Genomic DNA, 22,134 nt, shown 5'->3' with positions numbered 1-22,134 from the left:
TGTCAGGGCGTACAGCCCTGAATATCGACCGCGCGAGCATTGCCAATCACGGTGAACCGAAGCTCTGAGCGATCAAGCGCAAAACTGCGCCCATCCACATGTAACAGCCGGGTGCTTGCGTAGAGCGCACCGCCATCGCGTCTGCTGTCCGGTTCCGCGACCCAGACATGGGGATTGCCCGCCTCGACGACGACATACTCTGTCCCGCCTGATGACGGCATGTCGATCCTTGTGTGCAGCACCAAGCCACCATCCGCACCGGGTTCAAAGCGGCAGGTGACATTGCTCACACCGGCTTCGCGCGCGGTATAGGGCATATCCGTCAGCGCGGCGGCGATGGTCGGATCGGGCCGCGTGCTGGTCGGCGGAAGCGTTGCGTTGAAGGACAGGTTGGCGGGAATGCAGATGTCCTTGCAGATCCCGATCTGCATGGTGCCGGCCAGAGTCATGTCCACCCCGGATTGACTTGCCGTCATGTGCAGGGGGATCACCACTTCCGACTTGTAGCCGACCGACCGCATGCCCTGTTCGAAAAAGACGTGGGGTGTGGGCCAATGGGCAGAGACGGCGCTGATGTTCTGCGATCCGGTCCAGTCGAATTGCGGCGGGATGCCCACATCTCCGGGCGCGCGCCAATAGGTCTTCCACCCCGGTTCAAGCATGATATGCAGCGCGGCCATGTGACTGCCATCCGCCATGCGCCAACCCGGCCGCAGGTCGATCTTGGACAGGCCGGTGGTGTCGCTGGCGGATGCGACTGCTGGCGCGATCAGGAAAAGAACCATGGTCAGCGCGGAAACGAGGGGGCGAAAATGCTTCATCCGATAGCAGATGGCGGTTTTCTGCCGCGATGAAAAGTCACAAACCGGCGATCCACCGTGTGCTTGGGTGCGGTGTGCCCTTGCAACCCCCAGCAGTGCTGTCCATGTTTGGCATGTGACCAGCGTTTCTGAAACCATGACCGATCTGACGGGCCGAATGCTCATCGCGATGCCGGGGATGCCCGATCCGCGCTTTGAGCACAGCCTGATCTTTATCTGTGCCCATTCAGATGACGGGGCGATGGGGCTGATCGTCAACAAACCCTCTGCCGATGTGAGCTTTGAGAACCTGCTGGACCAGTTGCCGATCGACAATACCGGCGACATCTCGGGCATCCGTGTGCATTTCGGCGGGCCGGTGGAACTGGGCCGTGGTTTTGTGCTGCATTCTCCGGACTTCCGATCCGAGATGACAACGCTGAATGTCGATGATGGGTTTGCAATGACGGCGACGCTGGATGTGCTGGAAAGCATCGCCAACGGCAATGGACCGGACAAGCGCCTGGTCGTTCTGGGATATGCGGGCTGGGGTCCCGGCCAACTCGAGAGCGAGATTGCCGCCAATGGCTGGCTGATTTGTGATGCCAGCAACGATTTGGTGTTCGACAGGGCTGATGGCGACAAATGGGAAGCCGCGCTGGGCAGTCTTGGAATTTCGCCGCTGGCCCTGTCCTCGGAAGGGGGACGCGCCTGAGAGAGGCGCGCCGACGGTCAGGCTTCCTTCGTCAGGGGCGCGGCCCTGTGGAGCAAGAGCGCCTCACCCAAAGATATTCTTAAACCAGAGAGGCCGTCACGGTTTGGCTTGAAACTGCCAGGCCCCAGTGTCGGCCATCGTGCGCGTGGCGCGCCCTTCATGCCAGAGGTGCAGGCAATGGGCCATCGCCTCGACCAGAGCGAGCCCGTATTCGGCATCGCCGATATGGCGTTTGAACAGCGGGGCGAAACAGTCCCCTGCCGATCTTGGTATTGCGATATGCGCCTCGAGCCGGCGCAGCGCACCGTGGTGGTTTTCGATCAACTGATGCAGACGCAAGGGCAGCCCGGTGAAGGGCAGCTTGTGCCCTCCCAACACCAGATGGTCGTCACCCGCGATGGTGGACAGGCGTTCACAGGACTCGAGCCAGTCGGCCACGGGATCGGCGTCGGGTTCAGTGGCGTAGACCCCGATATTCGAACTTATCGACGGCAGGATCTGATCGCCCGCAAGAACGAGGTTGTCATCGCGTGACCAAAGCGTGGCATGTTCCGGCGCGTGGCCATTGCCGATATGGATGTCCCATGTGCGCCCCCCGGTCGTGATGGTGTCACCCTGTCGAATGCGGGTATACCCAAGGGGCAAAGGTGCGACGCAATCGGCGAAATTGAACGGACGTTCCGCCTTGCGCCTTTCGAGGATTGCCGCGTCCATGCCGCAGCTCCGCCAGAACGCCACCGTTTCCGCGCTGGGCGTGGGCTGTTCGTCAAGCTGCAGCATCCGGCCCATCAGCCAGGCGGTGCGCGTGGTGATCAGTTCTGCACCGTGGGCCGACTGAAGCCAGCCCGCCATGCCGATATGATCGGGGTGGTGATGGGTGACGATCACGCGGGTGATCGGTTTACCGCCAAGCGGTCCCGCCATCAACTTCGCCCAAAGCGCCTTGCTCCGGTTCGACGCAAACCCGGTGTCCACGATGGTCCAGCCATCGCCATCGTCCAGCGCGTAGACATTGACGTGATCGAGCTTCATTGGCAGGGCAAGGCGAATCCACAGAACCCCGTCAGCGACCTCGGTTGCGGTGCCCTCTTCGGGGGGAGTGTCCCAGGGATAGCGAATGCCGCTCGTGGTCCGGTCCTTCATGCGGCCAGATCGTCCAGGCTCAGGGCATAAAGCGCGTCCGCGCCCTGGCGGGCATGGGCCAGAAGACCGACATGTTCCGGCAACAGGCGATTGATATAGAAGCCTGCAAGCCGTCCATGGCTGCCGTTCATGTCAGCACGCGCCGCCTTGAGGTGGAAATGCGCACCCAACACGCGGGCAAAGCCGCGCAGATAGGGAACGGAACCTGCAAAACGGTCCTGCGCGCCTTGGGTGACCATCCATTCGGTGGTTTCACGCAGCGTTTCGCAAGCCTGCCAGACCGCTTCGGCAAGGTCCGGAAGATCGGCGCGGGTCGCTTCGGCCTCGGCCTCCATCTCGTCGAGCAGGCGGTACGCAGCCTCGCCGCCATCCATGAGCTTGCGGCCGACAAGGTCCATCGACTGGATGCCGTTGGTGCCTTCGTAAATCGCGGTCACCCGCACATCGCGCGCATATTGTGCCGCGCCGGTTTCTTCGATGACTCCCATACCCCCATGCACCTGCACCCCCATCTGGGCAACGTCAATCCCCGTATCGGTTCCAAAGGCCTTGGTGATCGGTGTCAGAAGTGCTGCGCGGGCCGCCCAATCGGCATGACCGGTCGCGGTTTCCATGTCGATGGCAACGGCATTTGCCAGCGCGATGGCGCGGGCGGCAAAGGTGTCGGCCTTCATCGTCGCAAGCATGCGGCGCACATCGGCGTGGTCGATGATCGTGTTGTTCTCTGTCCGGCCCTGCTTGCGACCTTCGGCATAGGCCAGCGCGTGCTGATAGGCTCCGTCCGCGACGCCAATGCCTTGTACGCCAACGCCAAGGCGGGCGTTGTTCATCATCGTGAACATGGCGCGCATGCCGTCGTTTTCGTCACCGATCAGCCACCCGGTCGCGCCGTCATACTGCATCACGGCGGTGGGGCTGCCATGCAGGCCCATCTTGTGCTCAAGGCTGACCACCTTGAGATCGTTGGCCACACCCGGCACACCGTTTTCATCCGGGATACGCTTGGGCACAAGGAACAGGCTGATCCCCTTGGTGCCCGGCACGGCATCGGGCAGACGCGCCAGGACCAGATGGCAGACGTTTTCAGAAAAATCGTTGTCGCCCCAGGAAATGTAAATCTTCTGGCCCGTGATCGCGTAGGTGCCATCCCCCTTCGGGTCGGCTTTGGTCGTCAGCGCGCCCACATCACTGCCCGCCTGCGGTTCGGTCAGGTTCATGGTGCCAACCCATTCGCCGGAAATCAGCTTGGGCAGATACAGAGCCTTGATCGTGTCACTTGCGTGATTCTCAAGCGCTTCGATCTGGCCCTGGGTCATCAGCGGCGCCAATTGCAGCGACAGGCACGCGGCGCTCATCATGTCGTTCACCGCGGTGGTCATCGTCATGGGAAGACCCATACCGCCGAACTCCGGATCGGCGGCAATCGCGACCCAGCCGCCTTCGGCAATGGCGCGGTAGCCGTCGTCAAAGCCGGGCGAGGTGCGGACAATTCCGTTTTCGAGCCGAGCCGGGTGAAGATCGCCGGGGCGTTGCAGCGGGGCCAGAACCTCTTCACACAGTTTTCCGGCCTCGTTCAGGACCGCCTCGACGGTTTCAGGTGTGGCTTCGGCGAAACGGTCGGTTGCGGCAACCTGATCAAAGCCGACAACATGGTCAAAAAGGAAACGGAATTCGGAAACAGGGGCGCGATATGGCATGGGCAACTTTCCTTCGACGTCAGGCTTGTGTTGCGGCGGCTTGGCATTTGGATGCCAGAGCGATAAGCAAACAGCAACTTTTTGTGCGACCCTGACGAATGCGATCAGCCCCATCAACAAAAACGCGGCGTCACGACCGATGAACCCTTCTTCTGCGGAAATATTGCCCGATACCGATGCGGGTCACGTCCGGGCGGCGGACATCTTGCGCACCGGCGGTTTGGTCGCGTTTCCGACGGAAACGGTCTACGGGCTGGGCGCGGATGCCTGCGATGATCGTGCCGTTGCACGGATTTACGATGCGAAGGGGCGACCAAGTTTCAATCCGCTGATTGTGCATTTCGCCGATCCCGAGACGTTGAAGCGCCATGTGGTCTGGACGCCCGAGGCAGAGTTGCTGGCGCAGACGTTCTGGCCGGGGCCGCTGACGCTGGTGCTTCGCAAACAACCCGACAGCCCGATTTCGCCGCTGGTTTCGGCAGGGCTCGAAACACTTGCGGTCCGGCTTCCGGCGCACGCCTCTGCACGCGCGGTTCTGCGTGCCTTCGGCGGCGGCGTTGCGGCGCCCTCGGCCAACCGGTCGGGTCAGATCAGTCCGACACAGGCGGATCACGTCGTTGCCAGTCTGGGCAACCGGGTGGATGCAGTGCTGGATGGAGGGTCCTGCGCCGTTGGGCTGGAATCGACCATTGTCGGCCTTCTGGACAAACCGGTCATGCTGCGTCCCGGCGGGATCACGGAAGATGTGCTGGCGGCAACGCTTGGCCGTCATCTTGCCATCCGGCACAAGGCCGAAGCTCTCTCGGCCCCTGGGCAGCTCATGTCGCATTATGCGCCGCATGCGCAGGTGCGTCTGAACGCAACCGAGTGGCAGCCCGGAGAGTTGCGCCTTGGGTTCGGCGATGTGGCGTGTGACCTCAACCTGTCGGAATCCGAGGATCTGGTTGAAGCGGCTGCGCATCTTTTTGACTATCTGCACCGGCTGGATGCGCAGAAGGGCAAAGTGATCGCGGTGTCGCCGATCCCGCATGATGGGCTGGGTGTTGCCATCAACGATCGCCTCAGCCGTGCGGCGGCTCCGCGCGAAGGATAAACCCGATGACAAGTGTCCCTGAGCAGAGCCGACCCCCCGTCGGCCTTATCGCGCTGCTGTCGGGATGCAATTTCGTCATCGGCATGGGCGCGTTTGTGGTGATCGGCATGGTTCCCTTGCTGGCGGGCGACCTTGGAATCAGCACAGCCGCAGCAGGCGGGGCGATGACGGCCTACGCATTGGCCTATGCCCTGCTGTCACCGTTGCTCGTGTCGCTGACCGGGAGGATCGGACGCCGGAGGGTCATCGCGGCGGGAATGATCGTGTTTGCGCTGGGCGCGCTGTTGTCCGCCATCGCACCGAATGTGAGCGTGCTGTACATGGGGCGCGCCGTTGCTGCCGCTGGCGCTGGTGTCGTGACGCCGGTGGGGGCGGCGGTTGTTGCGGCCCTTGCGCCCAAGACAACACAGGGCAAAGCCATCGCCGCATTTTATTTCGGCCTGACCCTGTCGCAGGCTTTGGGTGTTCCCATCGGAGGCTGGATTGCGTTCACCTTTGGCTGGCGCGCGGCGTTCTGGATCGTGATGGCGCTGGCCATTCTGTCGACCGTCCTGATCTGGGTCCGTGTCCCGGCAGGGCTGCGCTTTACTCCGGTGACCCTGGCGGACCTTGGGCGCGCGCTCAAGGACGGGCTGGTGATGGGGGCCGTTCTTTTCACCGCAAGTTTCCTGTGCGCAATCTATGTGCTGTTCACCTATCTCGCGCCGCTGCTGGAACAGACGATGGGCTATGGCCGCGATGGCATCACGCTTGTGCTTTTGCTGTTCGGCGCGGGGGCCGTGGCCGGCAACCTGATCGGTGGCGCGCTGACCGACCGGCTGGGTTCGGTGAAATCGCTGGTTCTTCTCTGTCTTGGTCAGATCGTCCTGATGCCGCTGTTTTCGGGGCTGCCCATCGACGGAGGACTGCTTCTCGTCCTCGTCTTTGTCTGGTCTGCCTTTGGCTGGTCCTTCGTGGCGCCGCAACAGGTGCGCCTTCTGCACCTCGCGCCGCAATTGGCCGGTGTAGTGCTCGCCCTCAACGCGGCGGCGATCTATGTCGGCACGGCCTCGGGCTCCGCGTTGGGCGGTCTGGTTCAGACCGTGGGTGACCTGACATGGCTTGGCGCGACGGCGGGGATCACGGCGCTGGGCGCGCTGGGCCATATCCTGTGGTCCCACCGCGCCGCCAATCTAAGGCCTGCCGGGCGTTAATCGAACTTCCAGAGCGCCGGAACAAAACTGTAGCCATCGCCTTCGCGCATGACATGGCCGACACCGGGGAAGGGGAAGTGATAGCCCAGAACCGCCATCCGGTCCGTCGCCGCCATGTCCAGCAGGCGCTTGCGGGTCGCAACTGTCTGATCGCCGTCGGAATCAAAATTATTGTACCATTCGGGATGGGCAAAGTTGGTGTAGGCGTGGCTCATTGAATCGCCCAGCGCGATCAGCTGCTGCCCGCCGCTTTCCACGACCACCGCCATGTGGCCGGGCGTGTGGCCGGGTGTGTCGATCACGCGGACACCGGGCACAACTTCAAACCCGTCCGACATCAATTCCCATTCCGCGCCATCAACATTGATCGAGTTCTGCGCGCCAACCACAAATTGCTGCAACTCGGCGGGAACCTGCGTCGCCAGACCGTCCTGCATCCAGTAATCGTGTTCCGTTTCACCAAGGTAATATGCCGCGTCGGGAAGAATCGCTTCGTCAAAATCGTCGCGAATGCCCCAGATGTGATCGGGATGCGCGTGCGTGATAACGACATGTGTGATCTCGGCCGGGTCGATCCCCGCCGCATCCATGTTTGACCAGACCCGACCTGCCGTGGGCATGAAGCGATTGCCCGATCCGACATCGACAAGCACCTTGTTGTCCCCGATTTCGATGAACATGTGGTTTGTGTGGGACGTGTTGATTTCGGTCGACAGGTAATGCGCCGCCAGAAACGCCTGCACATCTGCCGGGTCGGCATTTACGCCAAGTCCGTCGGTCGGCAGTTCAAGGTACCCATCAGAGACAATCGTGATTTTTGCGTCGCCCAACGTGAACCGGAAATAGCCCGGATTGCCGCCCTCTGGCCCCCCCAGATTGGCGAAAGCCTGCGCGCCCGGTAGTGCAAAAGCAGGCATGGCAGCGGCGGTTTTCAGAAACGCGCGTCGGGTTGGGCGTAAAAGCATGATGTCTCCTCCCAGAGATAAATTCAGCTTTGTGAATAACATGACGCCGACGCATGCTGCAATTGCGAATTACGCTTGTGTGTCAGAGGGGAAAGTCCGGAACCAATTCCCGAGTATGTCGGAAAGCTTTGCAAGCTCAGTAGGATAGTCGCGCATACTAGGTTGGACATCTTGCGAACCGTTTGCAACTGTGCGCCGATTTGACTACTTACCCATCGTGCCGCAACGCAGCAGCATGTAACCAACGCTTCAGACAGGAGGCGCCGAGACATGAATTTCCTCAAGACCGCCGCTCTCACCGCCATGCTTGGCCTTTCCGCGACCACTGGTATCGCGCAAGAGGTCACTCTGCGGTTCCAGCATTTCGTGTCGCCCAATTCGGCGAACCCGAAATATTTCCTTGATCCCTGGGTCAAAAAGGTCGAGGCCGAATCGAATGGCCGCATCAAGATCGACATCTATCCGTTCATGCAGCTGGGCGGCAAAGCCACTGCGCAATATGATCTGATCCGCGATGGCGTGATTGATGGTGGCTGGGTCATTCCGGGCTACACACCCGGTCGCTTCCCCGAAGCCGAGGCGTTGGAGTTGCCGTTCATGGTGACCAAAAGCGCAGAAGAAGCGTCGCGTGCGGCTTGGGCATTTACACAACAACACCTGGCGGACGATTTTGCCGATGTGCATCTGATCGCGGCTCACATGCACGGGCCGGGGATCATCCACAAGACCGGACCCGCCATCGCCGACCTGACGGATTTCGCAGGTCTGAAACTGCGCGGCCCGTCGCGCCCCGCGACCCTGCTTCTGGACAAGCTGGGGGCAGAGCCGATCGGGTTGCCAGTGCCGCAATTTCCCGAAGCGCTCAGCAAGGGTGTGGTGGATGGTGGCGTGATCACTTGGGAAATGTCACCCTCGCTCAAACTCGATGAACTCACCGACAGTCACACAGATGTGGCCGGCGACAAGTCGCTCTACAATCTCTACTTCATCTGGGCGATGAACAAGGACACCTATGAGGGTCTACCGGATGACCTCAGGGCGGTGATTGATGCCAATTCGGGGCTCGAAACCTCGGCGATGGCGGGCCGCGCACATGACACCGGAGATCGGGACGGTCGCGCGGTCATGGAAGACGCGGGCAACGAGATCGCCACGCTGAACGCGACCGAGACAGCGCGGATTGTTGCGCTGGGCGACGAGGTCACACAGGACTGGATTGCCGAGATGACAAAGCGTGGCCTGAACGCGGCGCAACTGGTCGAAGACGCCAGAGAGGCTGTTACGGCAAATCGGGGGACGGCCACCGCAACGGGCGGCTGATCTGCCTTCGGTTGGAGCGATCCGGTCTGACCAGCCCGTTACCACGCGCGACGAGGCATCAATGCCTCGTCGTTTTTGCGTCGACGCAAAAACCGCTGCTCAGATCATCTGTCAGTGTCCCAGCGTTTCCAGAGCAACGACAAAAGCGTCTCTCCCGCCACCGGAGTCGTGCAATCCGCCATCAGGACCGGCCCCCCTTTGACAGGTGGGCGCGTCTTGTCCCGGGCGTCTTCCTCGCGGTTTGGGAAAGCCTGCGCTGTGGGTACAAACGATGTCATGACGGGAAGGTATCACGACTCCCCGGTATCCCCAAACCGCAACACCGTGACATGGGTGTCGCCATAGCGCCGGGTGTCCAACCGGATGAACCCGTCCGGCGCGGCTTGCGGTGCGTTTTCCTCCCAGACAACCAGCGCGCCATCGGCCAACCAGCCGCCATCGACTGCGGCCTTCAGCGCTTTCTGTCCAAGGTCTTTGCCATAGGGCGGATCCAGAAACATCAGGGTTGCCGACGCGCCGTCACTTTTGGGCAGTCGTGTCGCGTCGCGCGTGATCACGCGGCATGCGGCACATTCCAGAGTCTTGATGTTGGCCTTGATCAGCGACACGGCCTTGCGCCCGTCATCGACAAACACCGCGGACGCCGCGCCACGCGACATCGCCTCAAGACCCAGCGCGCCGGTGCCCGCGAACAGATCCAGCACATGTGCGTCTTCGAACGGATCGCCAAAGCGGCCACCGGCCAGCATGTTGAACAGGCTTTCGCGCACCCGGTCGGTCGTGGGGCGCAGATGCGCGCCCGGATCGCCTTTGCCCACATTCGCCAGTGGGCGTCCGCGCCATGTGCCTGCGATGATCCTCACGCCTTGAGCAAGGCCTTGAGGTCGGTTGTCGGATCAGACACCACAGCGCGCACGGGCGATTTGCCCGCCTCGATCAACCTCTTGCCCACCATGTAGGCGCGTGGATCATTCATGGCATCAATCGCCAACAGCCGATCACCTGCATAATACCAGTGCGACAGGGTATCGCCGTCACCGGTGCGCACGACAATCGTGTCATAGCCGGTGCCAAGCCCGGCAATTTGCAGCTTCACATCGTACTGATCCGACCAGAACCACGGCTTGGCGTCATAGGGCTTTTCTGCACCGAGGATGTTGTCGGCGACACATTCCGCCTGATCAATGGCGTTGCCAACGCTTTCCAGGCGCATGTGTTGCCCATTGCGCGGGAACGAAGCGCAGTCGCCTGCGGCCCAGATATGCGGAACCGACGTGCGTCCGAACGCGTCTGTTGCGATCCCGTTGTCCAGACGTACACCCGCCGCTTCGGCCAGCGTTGTGTTCGGTGCGATCCCGACCCCGACAAGCACGAAATCGACATTGAGGGTGCTGCCATCACTCAGAACCGCCCCGACGACCGCGCCAGCCTCACCAGTCAGATGGTCCAGCCCGACACCTTCGCGCAGATCGACGCCATGCCGCATGTGCAGATCGCGGAAGAAGTCCGAGGTTTGCGGGGCCGCGACCCGCTGGAGGATGCGGTCGGCCATTTCGACCAGAGTCACCTGCAACCCGCGCTTGGCGGCCACAGCTGCGGCTTCAAGCCCGATATACCCGCCCCCGACGATCAGCACCCGCGCGCCTGCCGCAAAGCGGGGGGCCATCGCATCGACATCCTGAAGGCCGCGCACCATCAGCACTCCGTCGAGATCTCCGCCGATGGCTGCGGGCAGGCGGCGAGGGGTCGATCCGGTGGTCAGCACAAGATCGTCATAAGTCAGCGTCTGATCGCCAACGGTCAACCTGCGCGCCACCGTATCAATCGCCGTGACGGGTGCTCCGAGGTGCAGCGTGATGTCTTGTTCCGCGTAATAGCTTTCGGGGCGCAGATAGAGCCGTTCCCGGTCCATCTCGCCCAGCAGATAGGCCTTGGACAAAGGCGGGCGCTGATAAGGGGGGAACGGCTCTTCTCCGATCAGGGTGACGTCGCCGTCAAAGCCTTGGGTGCGCAACCGTGCCACCACTGACGCTCCGGCCTGCCCGGCCCCCACAACAATCACGTTGCTCATCCCGGTTCCTTTTTTCAAACCGCCATTGGTCTCTGTCCGCGCGACCCTATATGGCACATCATCATAAATGCAATTCTTCAGCGAGGGACGACAGATGACTATTGCACCGGGCGACACACTGCCAGCGGCCACACTTGTGAAAATGGGGGCCGAAGGCCCTGAACCGGTTGATCTGGCCGCGCACGCCAAAGGCAAGACGCTGGTGGTGTTCGCCGTGCCGGGCGCGTTCACGCCGACCTGCCACTCGGCCCATGTGCCCAGCTTTATCCGCACGAAGGATCAATTCATGGCCAAAGGCGTGGACGAGATCGTCTGTGTGTCGGTCAATGACCCCTTCGTGATGAAAGCCTGGGGCGACTCCACAGGTGCGGCCGAGGCCGGGATCACGATGCTGGGCGACGCCGAAAGCGCGTTCACAAGGGCCGTCGGCATGGAGTTCACCGCGCCGCCCGCCGGCTTGATCTCTCGCTCCAGGCGCTATGCGATGCTGGTGGAGGACGGCGTGGTGACCAGGCTGCATGTCGAGGAAAGCCCCGGCACCTGCGAAATCTCGGGTGGTGAAGCACTGCTGGCAGAATTGTAAGCGCTGCCAAATCCTTCGAAGGATTTGGCTAAACGCTTTGAAGCGTTTTGGGCCCGGTGTCGGATCACAGTCCGTGCCGGGCCTTGTTGTAATCGGACCAATCGGCGATCTCGGGATAGTACCGCGCGCGCCATGCCTTTACGCGCGGGTTCATCATGGCCCGCCATTTGCGCGGGAAAAGGGCAAAGAAGGTCATCACCGGATACCCGTAGGGCAGTTGCGGCGCATCCTCCTCGTCATAGGTCTGAAGCAGGGGAAATCTGCGGTCAGGTTTGAAATGGTGATCCGAATGGCGCTGCAGGTTGATGAGCAACCAGTTCGACGCCGTGTGCGACGCGTTCCAGCTGTGGCGCGGTTTGACGTGTTCGAACCTGCCGTCGCCCAGGTATTTCCGGGTCAGTCCGTAATGTTCGACGTAATTCACCACCTCGAGCTGAAAAACGGCGGTCAACGCCTGCACCAGGAAGATCAGAACGCCCAACCCGCCGCCAAGCCCATAGGCGAGGATCAGAAAAGCGAGCTGCAGCGCGGCGTAGCGCCAGAACGGATTGCTCTGGTGCCACCATGGCAGAGACTTGCGCGCCAGCATGGCGCGTTCGGCGTTGAAAGAGGATGTGAGACATCCCTTGAGAACCCGAGGGTAAAAGCGCCAGAAGCTTTCATTATAGCGCGCGGTCACCGGATCGCGCGGGGTGCCCACATGGCGGTGATGCACCAGAAGGTGTTCCGACCGGAAATGTCCATACAACGCCATGCACATCAGCAGATCCCCGAGCCAGCGTTCCAGTTTGTTTCGCTGATGCATCAGTTCATGCGCATAAACGATGCCGATCGAGCCGGACAAAACCCCCATGCCAACGCTGACCAGATAAATCTCCAACGCACCCAGATGGGTGGCGCGCGGGATGTACCAGACCAGCCAGAAGACCATCAGAACTTGCAGCGGCGGCCAGATCAGCGTGATCAACCGATGCCAATGAAGCGCGCTGTCTCTGGTGTGCGGATCAAGGTTGTCCGTGTCCAGGCCCAGGGCTGCATCAAGCACCGCGAACACACTCCAGGTCGCGATGATCGGGGCAAGTGTCCACAGGCCGCCCATCAACGCAGAGGACAGCAGCAGGGGGATCATCAGAAGTGACAGCCAAAACGGCAGCGCCGCCCGGAAGGGCAGGCGGGACGTCGGGGTGTGCAACGTGCGCTCGGTCATCGTGCGGGCTCGTGATGAGGTGCAATGCCCAATTCTAGCAGGGTGTGAAGGGTTTCACCAAGACTGACGTCGCGCTGCGTCATCTGCCTTGGGTGAGAGCGTAGGCTTTGCGCATCACTGTGGGCAGGTCGGTGGGGTCAAATGCCTCGGCCTCGACGAACATCCCGCGCGACGGGGCGCGGTCCATCGGGACAAGTGCCGTCCTGATCGTCAGGCGCAGGTGGAAATGCGTGAATGTGTGACGCGCCTCGGCAGGCAGGGTGCGCCATTCGGCGCGGATGGGCGGGTCTTCGACCGGATCATCCCCCCAATCGCTGCCCGGCCAACCCAGCATGCCGCCGAGCAAACCGCGATCCGGGCGTTGCTCCAGCAACCACGCCCCGTCCACGCGGCGCGCCAGGTAGGCGATGCCGAACCGTGTCGGCTTGCGTTTCTTGGGTGTTTTCTGTGGAAGCACCGCGGCCGTTCCGGCCTCCCATGCGGCGCAGGATCTGCGCCATGGACACAGTCCGCAGGCCGGGTTGCGGGGGGTGCAGATCGTGGCCCCAAGATCCATCACCGCCTGCGCATAACATCCCGGTCGATCCTCGGGTGTCAGGGCAGAGGCATAGGCCATCAACACCGGCTTGGCCGCAGGCAAAGGTGTGTGGTCATCATGGATCCGCGCCATCACCCGTTCGACATTGCCGTCCAGTACGGTTTCCGGAAGGTCAAACGCGATCGAGGAAATCGCGGCAGCGGTGTAGGGCCCGATTCCCGGCAAGGCGATCAACCCGTCATAGGTGTCGGGGAAAACGCCACCGTGGTCGGACTGTACCACGCGGGCGCATTTCAGCAGGTTGCGGGCGCGGGCATAGTATCCAAGACCGGCCCATGCGGCCATCACATCGGCGTCGTCGGCCAAAGCCAGATCGCTGACGGTGGGCCAGCGGGTCGTGAACGACTCGAAATAGGTTTTGACTGCGGCAACCGTGGTTTGTTGCAACATGATTTCCGACATCCAGACGCGATAGGGGTCCGGGCGGATTCCTTGGGCACGTGCGGCAGGTCCGACACGCCATGGCATCGCACGGGCATGTCGGTCATACCACTCCAAGAGCGCATGCGGATCGGGATGCTCACGCAGGTCTGACATTCCTTTGATCTCGCGTCTCATTTGTGGTCTGGTTGCATCGGCGTCGGATCACTAGAATAGGGTTCCAGAGAGGGAGTCAAACATGCCGCCGCGCACCGGTCAGACTTATGGTTTCAAACGCACGTCCAGTCTCTTGCAGACACAGATCCGCAAGACGTCCGAAACGCGTGGCTTTGCGCAATCGCGCCTGTTGACCCACTGGACCGAGATCGCGGGCGAGGACATCGCAGGGATCAGCCGACCGGTGGATGTGCGTTATGGGCGGGGCGGGTTTGGGGCAACACTGACCCTTCTCACAACCGGGTCCAACGCGCCGATTCTCGAGATGCAGAAAGAGAAACTGCGCGAAAAGGTGAATGCGGTTTATGGCTACAATGCGATTTCCAGGATCCGCATCACGCAGACGGCGGCCACCGGGTTTTCCGAAGGTCAGGTGAGCTTCGAGCATCGACAATCCACCAGATCAGACGACACGGTCGCGGCCATTCTGCCGCAGGCGCAACAGCTGGCTGATGGTGTTCAGGATGACGGATTGCGATCCGCGCTGGAACGTCTGGCCACGAACGTCTATTCCAAAACGCAAAATCGGACCTAGGTCCAAGGCAAACAGAGCAAAGGGTTTCGCAATGAAACAACGGATGATGACGATTGCACTGGCAACGGCCCTCGTGGCTGGCGCGGGATGGTGGGTTGCCGGAACGCCCAGCGCGCCGACGGTGAACGGGCAGGCCATCGCGCTGCCGGGTGCGGCGAATGCACAGGAAAGCGAAGCGGCAGATGTCACCATTCAGGAAATGGTGCTGGGTGCCGAGGATGCGCCGGTCGAGATGATCGAATACGCGTCCTTCACCTGCCCGCATTGCGCGACCTTCCATCAGGGCGTGTTCAAGAACCTCAAGCAGGATTACATCGACACCGGCAAGGTGAAGTTCACCTATCGTGAAGTCTATTTCGACCGCTACGGTCTTTGGGGATCTCTGGTTGCCCGTTGTGGTGGCGAAGACCGGTTCTTCGGCATTGCCGACATGATCTATCAGACGCAAGGTGAATGGAGCCGTGCAGGTTCGGAAGCGGCCATTGCAGACGAGTTGCGCAAGATCGGCCGCATCGCGGGGCTTGAGAACGACCAGTTGGAGGCGTGCCTGAGCAATGGTGACAAGGCGCGTGGTCTGATCGAATGGTATCAGGCCAATGCCGAAGAGCATGGGATCAATTCAACCCCGTCTTTCGTGATCGACGGCGAGACTTTTTCGAACATGAGCTACAGCGAGTTTCAGGAAATCCTGGACGAGAAGCTGGGCAGTTAATCCTGCCACAACATAATCTTGCAGAAAGGCCGGTTCAGTGAACCGGCCTTTTTATTGTCTTGCGGCGATTATCGAATAAGGGTCCGGTTCGGTCCGAATGTTTCGCGCGCGAAACAATGAGACCGGATCGGACCTTTTAACCTTTTGCCAACAAAGATTTACGTCCGACGTCCCTCGCGCAGCCAAGCACCAAGGATCAGGCCCGACGCGAGTAGTAGGACGAGCCATCCCGGCAGCATCGGCGTCTGGGTCACATCCAGTGTCTCGAACGCCTCGCGCGGGGTGATGCCCAGCCAGCCGCGTCCGGCGGCGGGGCGGCCTTCACCCACGGTGCGGATGCCGGGCACACCGTCTTCCAGCCGACGCACACCGCCTCTTGTGCCATCAACGGCAGGCTCCAGAGCCTCACCGCTGGCGATGGTCTGTTCGAATTCGCGTGGCGCGGCAGGGCCAAGGCCGACAACCGCATCCTGATCGCCTTCGGCCAGACGGTAAAGACCGATGTCGGGTCCGGTATAAAGCGCCTCGAAGCGACCGGGCGACACTTCTTCCAGAGTGATTTCTTCTTCCTCGCCATCAGGGCGCGTGACCGTCACGGATCCGATGCTTTCATCCAGGGTCCGGCGGATGATGCGCATTGTCTGGCCTGTGGGTTCGGCCCAGAGCGCCTCTTCCTCAAGCTCGGGTTCTTTCATCATCCAGTGGGCCAAGCGGCGCAGCAGGTCGAGTTGCGGCCCGCCACCTTCGAATCCACGCGACCAGAGCCATGCGTGATCCGAGGCGATCAGCGCGACGCGGCCCTCGCCGACGCGATCCAGCACCAGGAGCGGTTTGTCGTCGATCCCGCTCATCACGACATCGCCGGCAATCGGGTCAACCTCGATCTGGCGCATCCAGCGGCCCCAGGTGTCGGCACCGGCCAACCCGGATGTCACAGGGTGGCGATCATCAAGTTCGGTGATGCCGGGGCGATAGCCGCGTTCGAACACCCGGGCCGTGGGCTCGGCGGGAATGATGTCGGCAAGCGGTGACCGATAGATGCTGTCGGCGCTGGCGAAATCGGGGCCAGCAGCGACAAGAACGGCACCGCCTTCTTCGACATAGCTGCGCACGTTGTCGAGATAGATCGCGGGCAGGATGCCGCGCCGTTTGTAGCGGTCAAAGATGATGAGGTCGAAATCCTCGATCTTTTCAAGGAACAGTTCGCGCGTCGGGAAGGCGATCAGGGACAGTTCCGTCACCGGAACGCCGTCCTGTTTCTCGGGTGGGCGCAGGATGGTGAAATGCACGAGGTCCACAGAACTGTCGGACTTCAGCAGGTTGCGCCATGTGCGACCGCCAGCATGCGGTTCGCCGCTGACCAAGAGCACGCGCAGCCGGTCGCGTACGCCGTTGATCTGCACCAGCGCGGTGTTGTTGCGTTCGGTCAGTTCGTCTTCTTCCGTCGGGACGGTGAACTGGATCACGTTCAGCCCGCCATGGGGCAGGGTGATGGGCAGCTCGATATCCTCGCCGATGGGCATGTCGAATTGCTGCGGCTCTGCACCGTCGACCGAGATGTCGATCACGGTCGATGTGGCCTCGGGTGCAGCGCCATCGTCTTCAACACGCAGGGTCAGAGTGACCGGTTCGCCAAGGATGGCAAAGGCGGGTGCGTTCTTGACGATCAGGCGGCGGTCCCAATCGGTTTCCTTGCCGGTCAAGAGCAGGTGCATCGGCGCGGGCAGATCGGGTGTGCGTTCCAAGTCATGCACGCGCCCGTCGCTGAGAAGGAAGATGCCCGCGATCCGGCCACGCGGTTCTTCGGCCAGCGCGTCGGATACGGCGGACATGAGCAGCGTTCCGGTGTCGCCGTCGCCATCTCCGACCTCGATCCGGCGAATTTCAGTGTTTTCGCGTGTGGTCAACTGAGTGGCCAGCGTGTTGGCGGCAGTCGTTGTGTCGTCAAGCCGTTCGCCAAGCGATTGGCTGGCGCTTTTGTCTTCGAAAATCAGAACGATGTTCGACAGCGGTGCGCGGTCTTCGATTTGATAGGACGGCTGCGCCAACGCGGCCAGAACAACCAAGGCAGCCAGCGCGCGCAAGGCCCAACCCTGTAACCCGCGCCACAGTGCCAAGGCCACGCCAACAGCTGCCAGTGCCGCCAGGATGACGATGATTGCCCACGGTAGAAGTGGATCGAAAACGATGCTGCCAGTCATCAATTGCCCAATCTGTCCAGAAGCGCAGGTACATGAACCTGGTCGGACTTGTAGTTCCCGGTCAGCACATGCATGACCAGATTGACCCCAAAGCGATACGCGATCTCGCGCTGACGTTCGCCGGAATAGCCGCGACCGATGGGATAAAGCGGATTGCCGCGTGTATCCATTGCCCAGGCCGATGCCCAATCGTTGCCGCCGATGATCACCGGGGTGACGTTGTCGTTGAGATTGCGAAACGGCATGCCTTCGACCAGTTCCGCATCCGGAGGCGCGGCTTCGACCCAGACATCACGGCTGTTGTGACGGCCGGGGAAATCCTGAAGCAGGTAGAAGGTGCGCGTCAGAACGTGGTCTTCGGGAAGCGGTTCAAGCGGAGGAATGTCCAACGGTGCTGCGAGTTGTTGTAGCTTGCGACCATTCGGGCTTCCGGTGCCGAAACGGGCGATGTCAGCGTCGCGGGTGTCGAACATGATCATCCCCCCAGAGCGCAGATAGGTGTTCAGCTTGGCATAGGCTTCGGCAGAGGGGGTTGGTTGATCTGGGGTGATCGGCCAGTAGAGGAACGGGAAGAACGCCAGTTCATCAGTTTCGAGGTTGACCGCAACCGGGTCTGCCGGTTCGACGGACGTGCGGAAGAACAGCGTTTCCGACAGACCCCGAAGGCCGGCATGCGCCACCTGATCCAGCGTTTCATCGCCGGTGATGACATGGGCAAACGTCACCTCGGCGGTCGCTGCCAAGGCAAACTGATCATCCACCGATTGCGCCTGCGCCGGGGGTCCGGGTGTCAACAGGAGGGCAAGGGCCAGCCCCGCCGCCGTGGTGGCGCGCGGACCCGACAGACGACCCGACAGGAACAGAGACGCCACGATATCCGCTAGCAGCAGCGCAATCGCCAAGGCCAGAAGCCAACCGGCCAGCGGTGTTTCCTCGGAGGTGGTCAAGCCTTCGACCGTGACGTCCGAGGGCCAAGCCGCCGGGGTCAGGACGGAATCTGCGGACAACACATTGCGTGCCAGTGCGCGATCCTGGCTTTGATAAAGACCGGGACGCAGATTCGGACCAAGCGACGCTTCGGCAAGGTCTTCGCCGGTCACACCCGGAAGCGTGTTGCCGTTGCTCAAAGCGCCGAACGCGTCCAGCACCATGTTCGGCTGCCAGATTGTTCCGGCCAAATCCTCGGCACTGGGTTGTGACGCGTTTCCGGCCGCAATCGCCAGTCGTTCCAGCATCTGGACGAACAGCCCGGACAGCGGCAGCGACGACCATTCGGCATTGGCGGTAACGTGGAACAGGATGATCTGTCCCTGTCCGACCGCCTTGCGCGTGACCAACGGGGTGCCGTCGGTCAGTTGGGCAATCACGCGTTCGGCCAATGCCGGGTCAGGTTGGGCCATGACCTGCGCCGAGACAGTTACGTCAGCCGGGATCTGCAGGCCGAAGAACGGGCTGTCCTCGCTGAATTCGGCCAGTGATTTCGGTTCTCCCCAGCTCATTGCACCGCCGACGCTTCGGCCACCTGCGCGCAGGCGCACGGGCATCAGCGGGTCTTCGCTTTCGCGGCTGATGTCGCTTGCGGCCAGACGCTGACCGGCAAAGCGCAAGAGGATGCCACCGCCGTCGAGCCAGTCGAGAATCGCCTCTTCCTCGGCTGCGCCAAGCGTGGCGACATCGGCCATGGCAATCACGTCGGGATTGGCCGGGATCATATCCATCAGCGCGCCGTTCAGCAGGTCGGCACTGGGTTCCAGAGCCTTTTGAAGATAGTGGAGCGGTGAGAGCAGTTGCAGACCTTCGCGGTCTTCGCGCCCCGCCAAGAGCGCAACCTCGCGGCGGCGCAGGCTGTCGTCGGGCAGGGTGGTTGCCCCGGCGCTGCGGTTGCCTTCGATCTCGAACCGGGTGATGCGGGCGCGCAGTTCAGATGGCAGGGCCAACGCGGTTTCGGTGCTGGTGGAGTCCGCTTCGAACGTCGCCGTGGCGCGGGCCAGAACCGCAGGATTGCCCGCAGGATCGCGACCTTGGGCCAATATCGTTACTTCGCGTTCGCTACCGGTTTGGGCGCGCAGGGCTGTCAGAAGGATATTGCCGTCTTCGAAACGGGCGGGGGCAAGGCCAAGGATGGTTTGCCCGGCCTGAAACACCGTCACGGTGCCACGATCCTCAACGGCGGTCAGCAATGTCGCGCGCGCCTCGTGTTCAAGCCCGTCGGACATCCAATAGGTGTCGAAACCGCCTTCTGGCAAAAGCTCGAGCGTGCGTTCTACCTGATCGGTGCCGGGTTCCCAGGGATCGGGTTGCAGGCCGACCAGCCGCGCGCGCAAATCATCGGCGGTCTGAAAGCTGGCGGGTTCCGGCGCGGTCAGTTTCACCAGGGCCACGCGGCGGTCATCGCGGGCGGCTTGCGCCAGCAATCCATCAAGCGCCTGTGTCCGCGCGCGCCAGCTTGCCGCGCTCGCCCATGAGCCATCCATCACGACAAGCAAAGGCCCGTCATTCGCAGCGATGTCATCGGTTTCGGGGTTCAGGATCGGACCGGCCAGCCCGATGATCAGCGCAGCAACCGCCAGCATCCGCAGCAGCAGCAACCACCACGGGGTGCGGTCGCTGACCTGATCGTCGTCCTTGAGACCAAGCAGAAGGACCACACCGGGAAACATGCGCCGGATCGGTGCAGGAGGGACTGCCCGCAGGATCAGCCACAGGATCGGCAGCGCGAGAAGCGTCAGCAGAAGCCAGGGCGTTGCGAAACCAATTCCGAATAGCGTCATCTGTGGGCCCCATCCATAGCCCGGTATATCCAGAGCAGCGCGGATTGCGCGCTGTCGTTTGTGTGGTGGCAGAGGTATTGCCAGCCTGTTAGTCGCGACAGTTGTTCAAGGCGGTCTTTGCGTTCGGCCAGCCGGTCAAGATAGCGCGTCCGAAGGTCGCCCGCCTTGAGCGTTTCATGCCTGACACCTCCTCCGACGCTTTGGAAAATCGTGCGCCCGTCAAAGGGGAAGTTTTCTTCACTCGGGTCCAAGACCTGTACCAATGCGCCGCGGACACCGCGATCCGCAGCTTTGGTCAGTGCCGCTTCGACGGGGGCGGGATCGCCAAGGAAGTCCGAAAAGAAGATCGCCCGCGATTGTGGAATCATGCCGCGCGCTTCGGGTTCGGAATAATCGTCCGCTTGGTCGACCGACAGCATTTCGGCCAGCCGCGTGATCTGGGCCTGACCGCGCCGGGGCGGCAGTTCAAACCCCGTCAGACCAACACGTTCCCCGCCCCGGATCAACAGGATCGCACTGGCAAGGGCAAGTGTTCGCGCGCGATTCGCCTTGGTTGTCAGGTTGGCGTCAGAGGCAAAGCGCATAGACGCTGCCTGATCGACCCAGAGAATCACGCTTTGGGCAATCTGCCATTCCCGTTCCCGCACGAACTGCGTGTCGCTGCGCGCAGAGCGACGCCAGTCGATGTCGCGGTGCGCATCGCCGTGTTGCATCGGGCGATATTGCCAGAAATCATCCCCCAGACCAGAGCGTCGCCGTCCGTGATCGCCCAACAGGACAGTCCCGGCCAGGTGTTCGGCCCGAGCCAGGAGCGCGGGGAGTTTGGCGGCTTCTTCTTCCGAGCGTTGACGAAGGGCAGTGACACTTGTCACGCGGCAGCCTCGGTTGCGACCATGCGGTGCGCCACTTCGTCGATCAGGTTGCCAAGATCCTCACCCCGTGCGCGCGCCGAGAAGGACAGGGCCATCCGGTGTGTCAGCACCGGTCGCGCCATGTTGAGCACGTCTTCTGGTGCAGGGGCCAAACGTCCTTGCAGCAATGCGCGGGCACGGACGGTCAGCATCAGAGCCTGCGCCGCACGCGGGCCTGGACCCCATGAAACGGTGTCTTTGACACGGTCACTTGCCAGCGAATCATGTGGACGGAAGGCGCGGACGAGGTCGAGAATCATCTCGACGACGGAATCCCCGACAGGCATCCGACGCAGCAGTTTCTGCGCCGCGATCAGCTCGGCGGCCGTGAACACACCGTAGGCTTCCGCGTCTTCAGCGCCTGTTGTCGCCAGCAGGATCTCTTTCTCTGTCTTGCGATCCGGATATTGAACGTCGATCTGGACAAGGAAGCGGTCCAGCTGTGCTTCGGGGAGCGGATAGGTGCCTTCCTGTTCGATCGGGTTTTGCGTGGCCAGAACGTGGAACGGCGCTTCGAGGGGGCGCGTTTCGCCCGCGACCGTGACGACCTTTTCCTGCATCGCCTGCAACAGTGCCGATTGCGTGCGGGGCGACGCACGGTTGATTTCGTCGGCCATCAGAAGCTGACAGAAGATCGGGCCCTGAATGAATTTGAACGCCCGGCTGCCATCGGCACCGGTTTCAAGAACCTCGGAGCCGAGGATATCGGCGGGCATCAGGTCGGGCGTGAACTGCACTCGATTGCCATTGAGGCCCATCACCGTCGACACTGTCTCCACAAGGCGCGTCTTGCCAAGACCGGGCAGGCCGATAAGCAGTCCGTGACCGCCGCACAAAAGTGATGTCAGGGTGAGTTCGACAACGCGCTCCTGACCGATAAACCGGCGGGTGATGGCGGTCCTGGCTTCGGCCAGTTTGCCTTCCAGCGCTTCGATCTCTGCCACCAAATCCTCGGCTGCGACCATGACGTGTCTCCCTTGCGCATTAGGTTGTTTCAGGAAAGTGTAACGCGCAAAGGGGAA

At 61.8% G+C, this 22,134-nt stretch carries 19 protein-coding genes; 7 read left to right on the top strand and 12 right to left on the bottom strand.

Translation table 11 applies throughout. From position 1 onward, the window contains the following. Positions 1-2 precede the first annotated feature (2 nt). Positions 3-821, bottom strand: a complete 819-nt coding sequence (locus tag ACTIEN_RS07740) for a protein-disulfide reductase DsbD domain-containing protein (protein ID WP_439522546.1) — start codon at positions 819-821, stop codon at positions 3-5. A 136-nt stretch (positions 822-957) separates the two neighbouring features. On the opposite strand from ACTIEN_RS07740, the gene ACTIEN_RS07735 reads away from it, so the two are divergent. Beyond that, positions 958-1,515: a YqgE/AlgH family protein gene (locus ACTIEN_RS07735; RefSeq protein ID WP_439522594.1), complete on the top strand. Its 558-nt coding sequence runs from the start codon at positions 958-960 to the stop codon at positions 1,513-1,515. Between the two features lie 96 nt (positions 1,516-1,611). Here the strand turns inward: ACTIEN_RS07735 and ACTIEN_RS07730 are convergent, their stop codons facing one another. Both ACTIEN_RS07730 and ACTIEN_RS07725 read right to left on the bottom strand, forming a co-directional pair. After that, complete coding sequence (locus ACTIEN_RS07730; RefSeq protein WP_439522545.1) at positions 1,612-2,658, bottom strand: MBL fold metallo-hydrolase; 1,047 nt, start codon at positions 2,656-2,658, stop codon at positions 1,612-1,614. Then, complete coding sequence (locus tag ACTIEN_RS07725) at positions 2,655-4,355, bottom strand: acyl-CoA dehydrogenase (RefSeq protein WP_439522544.1); 1,701 nt, start codon at positions 4,353-4,355, stop codon at positions 2,655-2,657. Before ACTIEN_RS07725 ends, ACTIEN_RS07730 begins: the two co-directional genes overlap by 4 nt. A 139-nt stretch (positions 4,356-4,494) precedes the next feature. Here ACTIEN_RS07725 and ACTIEN_RS07720 point away from each other — a divergent pair, with 139 nt between their 5' ends. Together ACTIEN_RS07720 and ACTIEN_RS07715 are read left to right on the top strand one after the other, a co-directional pair. After that, a complete protein-coding gene (locus tag ACTIEN_RS07720) occupies positions 4,495-5,448 on the top strand; it encodes an L-threonylcarbamoyladenylate synthase (RefSeq protein ID WP_439522543.1) in 954 nt (317 codons plus the stop codon). Between the two features lie 5 nt (positions 5,449-5,453). Then, entirely contained in the window at positions 5,454-6,641 is a 1,188-nt protein-coding gene (locus ACTIEN_RS07715; RefSeq protein ID WP_439522542.1) for an MFS transporter, read from the top strand. On the opposite strand, the gene ACTIEN_RS07710 is transcribed toward ACTIEN_RS07715, so the two are convergent. Further along, positions 6,638-7,609, bottom strand: a complete 972-nt coding sequence (locus ACTIEN_RS07710; RefSeq protein ID WP_439522593.1) for an MBL fold metallo-hydrolase — start codon at positions 7,607-7,609, stop codon at positions 6,638-6,640. The two genes, ACTIEN_RS07715 and ACTIEN_RS07710, sit on opposite strands and share 4 nt — an antisense overlap. Before the next feature lie 267 nt (positions 7,610-7,876). Between ACTIEN_RS07710 and ACTIEN_RS07705 the strand changes: the two genes are divergently transcribed. Continuing rightward, positions 7,877-8,926 carry a TRAP transporter substrate-binding protein gene (locus tag ACTIEN_RS07705; protein ID WP_439522541.1) on the top strand — a complete coding sequence of 350 codons (1,050 nt, stop codon included), beginning with the start codon at positions 7,877-7,879 and terminating at the stop codon, positions 8,924-8,926. Between the two features lie 290 nt (positions 8,927-9,216). Here the strand turns inward: ACTIEN_RS07705 and rsmD are convergent, their stop codons facing one another. Beyond that, on the bottom strand, positions 9,217-9,789 hold the full coding sequence (gene rsmD, locus ACTIEN_RS07700) for a 16S rRNA (guanine(966)-N(2))-methyltransferase RsmD (RefSeq protein ID WP_439522540.1): 573 nt from the start codon (positions 9,787-9,789) through the stop codon (positions 9,217-9,219). Beyond that, a complete protein-coding gene (locus ACTIEN_RS07695; RefSeq protein ID WP_439522539.1) occupies positions 9,786-10,997 on the bottom strand; it encodes an NAD(P)/FAD-dependent oxidoreductase in 1,212 nt (403 codons plus the stop codon). The genes rsmD and ACTIEN_RS07695 overlap by 4 nt, the downstream gene beginning before the upstream one ends. Positions 10,998-11,091: 94 nt before the next feature. On the opposite strand from ACTIEN_RS07695, the gene ACTIEN_RS07690 reads away from it, so the two are divergent. Next, positions 11,092-11,580 (top strand): peroxiredoxin, encoded by a 489-nt coding sequence (locus ACTIEN_RS07690; RefSeq protein ID WP_439522538.1) that lies wholly within the window; start codon positions 11,092-11,094, stop codon positions 11,578-11,580. 64 nt (positions 11,581-11,644) lie between these two features. On the opposite strand, the gene ACTIEN_RS07685 is transcribed toward ACTIEN_RS07690, so the two are convergent. Beyond that, positions 11,645-12,787, bottom strand: coding sequence for an alkane 1-monooxygenase (locus ACTIEN_RS07685; RefSeq protein ID WP_439522537.1), 1,143 nt, complete (start codon positions 12,785-12,787; stop codon positions 11,645-11,647). Positions 12,788-12,866: 79 nt separating this feature from the next. Continuing rightward, positions 12,867-13,922 carry an A/G-specific adenine glycosylase gene (locus ACTIEN_RS07680; protein ID WP_439522536.1) on the bottom strand — a complete coding sequence of 352 codons (1,056 nt, stop codon included), beginning with the start codon at positions 13,920-13,922 and terminating at the stop codon, positions 12,867-12,869. Positions 13,923-14,004: 82 nt separating this feature from the next. Between ACTIEN_RS07680 and ACTIEN_RS07675 the strand changes: the two genes are divergently transcribed. Together ACTIEN_RS07675 and ACTIEN_RS07670 are read left to right on the top strand one after the other, a co-directional pair. Beyond that, positions 14,005-14,517: a DUF721 domain-containing protein gene (locus ACTIEN_RS07675; RefSeq protein ID WP_439522535.1), complete on the top strand. Its 513-nt coding sequence runs from the start codon at positions 14,005-14,007 to the stop codon at positions 14,515-14,517. 31 nt (positions 14,518-14,548) lie between these two features. Continuing rightward, the gene (locus tag ACTIEN_RS07670; RefSeq protein ID WP_439522534.1) at positions 14,549-15,229 is read left to right on the top strand and encodes a DsbA family protein; all 681 of its coding nucleotides are present in this window, start codon (positions 14,549-14,551) and stop codon (positions 15,227-15,229) included. Between the two features lie 158 nt (positions 15,230-15,387). Here the strand turns inward: ACTIEN_RS07670 and ACTIEN_RS07665 are convergent, their stop codons facing one another. From ACTIEN_RS07665 to ACTIEN_RS07650, 4 genes are read right to left on the bottom strand one after another with little or no spacing between them, the layout of a single operon-like run. Next, on the bottom strand, positions 15,388-17,430 hold the full coding sequence (locus ACTIEN_RS07665) for a hypothetical protein (protein ID WP_439522533.1): 2,043 nt from the start codon (positions 17,428-17,430) through the stop codon (positions 15,388-15,390). Further along, positions 17,430-20,201, bottom strand: a complete 2,772-nt coding sequence (locus ACTIEN_RS07660) for a DUF4159 domain-containing protein (protein WP_439522532.1) — start codon at positions 20,199-20,201, stop codon at positions 17,430-17,432. The genes ACTIEN_RS07665 and ACTIEN_RS07660 overlap by 1 nt, the downstream gene beginning before the upstream one ends. Next, complete coding sequence (locus tag ACTIEN_RS07655; RefSeq protein WP_439522531.1) at positions 20,198-21,073, bottom strand: DUF58 domain-containing protein; 876 nt, start codon at positions 21,071-21,073, stop codon at positions 20,198-20,200. The genes ACTIEN_RS07660 and ACTIEN_RS07655 overlap by 4 nt, the downstream gene beginning before the upstream one ends. Further along, positions 21,070-22,077 carry an AAA family ATPase gene (locus ACTIEN_RS07650; RefSeq protein ID WP_439522530.1) on the bottom strand — a complete coding sequence of 336 codons (1,008 nt, stop codon included), beginning with the start codon at positions 22,075-22,077 and terminating at the stop codon, positions 21,070-21,072. Before ACTIEN_RS07650 ends, ACTIEN_RS07655 begins: the two co-directional genes overlap by 4 nt. Positions 22,078-22,134: the final 57 nt, after the last annotated feature.

It is taken from the genome of Marivita sp., from assembly GCF_051859345.1.
Classification (GTDB): Bacteria; Pseudomonadota; Alphaproteobacteria; order Rhodobacterales; family Rhodobacteraceae; genus Marivita.
Note: the sequence above shows the minus strand (reverse complement) of the source record. Positions and strands in the feature narration are given on the sequence as shown.

What these genes read in the sequence shown, in the direction of transcription:
- ACTIEN_RS07735 (WP_439522594.1), top strand. Translation starts at nt 958, where the DNA reads ATGACCGATCTGACGGGCCGAATGCTCATCGCGATGCCGGGGATGCCC.
- ACTIEN_RS07740 (WP_439522546.1), bottom strand. Translation starts at nt 821, where the DNA reads ATGAAGCATTTTCGCCCCCTCGTTTCCGCGCTGACCATGGTTCTTTTC.
- ACTIEN_RS07715 (WP_439522542.1), top strand. Translation starts at nt 5,454, where the DNA reads ATGACAAGTGTCCCTGAGCAGAGCCGACCCCCCGTCGGCCTTATCGCG.
- ACTIEN_RS07680 (WP_439522536.1), bottom strand. Translation starts at nt 13,922, where the DNA reads ATGTCAGACCTGCGTGAGCATCCCGATCCGCATGCGCTCTTGGAGTGG.
- ACTIEN_RS07695 (WP_439522539.1), bottom strand. Translation starts at nt 10,997, where the DNA reads ATGAGCAACGTGATTGTTGTGGGGGCCGGGCAGGCCGGAGCGTCAGTG.
- ACTIEN_RS07720 (WP_439522543.1), top strand. Translation starts at nt 4,495, where the DNA reads ATGAACCCTTCTTCTGCGGAAATATTGCCCGATACCGATGCGGGTCAC.
- ACTIEN_RS07660 (WP_439522532.1), bottom strand. Translation starts at nt 20,201, where the DNA reads ATGACGCTATTCGGAATTGGTTTCGCAACGCCCTGGCTTCTGCTGACG.
- ACTIEN_RS07650 (WP_439522530.1), bottom strand. Translation starts at nt 22,077, where the DNA reads ATGGTCGCAGCCGAGGATTTGGTGGCAGAGATCGAAGCGCTGGAAGGC.
- ACTIEN_RS07725 (WP_439522544.1), bottom strand. Translation starts at nt 4,355, where the DNA reads ATGCCATATCGCGCCCCTGTTTCCGAATTCCGTTTCCTTTTTGACCAT.
- ACTIEN_RS07675 (WP_439522535.1), top strand. Translation starts at nt 14,005, where the DNA reads ATGCCGCCGCGCACCGGTCAGACTTATGGTTTCAAACGCACGTCCAGT.
- ACTIEN_RS07705 (WP_439522541.1), top strand. Translation starts at nt 7,877, where the DNA reads ATGAATTTCCTCAAGACCGCCGCTCTCACCGCCATGCTTGGCCTTTCC.
- ACTIEN_RS07690 (WP_439522538.1), top strand. Translation starts at nt 11,092, where the DNA reads ATGACTATTGCACCGGGCGACACACTGCCAGCGGCCACACTTGTGAAA.
- ACTIEN_RS07670 (WP_439522534.1), top strand. Translation starts at nt 14,549, where the DNA reads ATGAAACAACGGATGATGACGATTGCACTGGCAACGGCCCTCGTGGCT.
- ACTIEN_RS07730 (WP_439522545.1), bottom strand. Translation starts at nt 2,658, where the DNA reads ATGAAGGACCGGACCACGAGCGGCATTCGCTATCCCTGGGACACTCCC.
- ACTIEN_RS07665 (WP_439522533.1), bottom strand. Translation starts at nt 17,430, where the DNA reads ATGACTGGCAGCATCGTTTTCGATCCACTTCTACCGTGGGCAATCATC.
- ACTIEN_RS07685 (WP_439522537.1), bottom strand. Translation starts at nt 12,787, where the DNA reads ATGACCGAGCGCACGTTGCACACCCCGACGTCCCGCCTGCCCTTCCGG.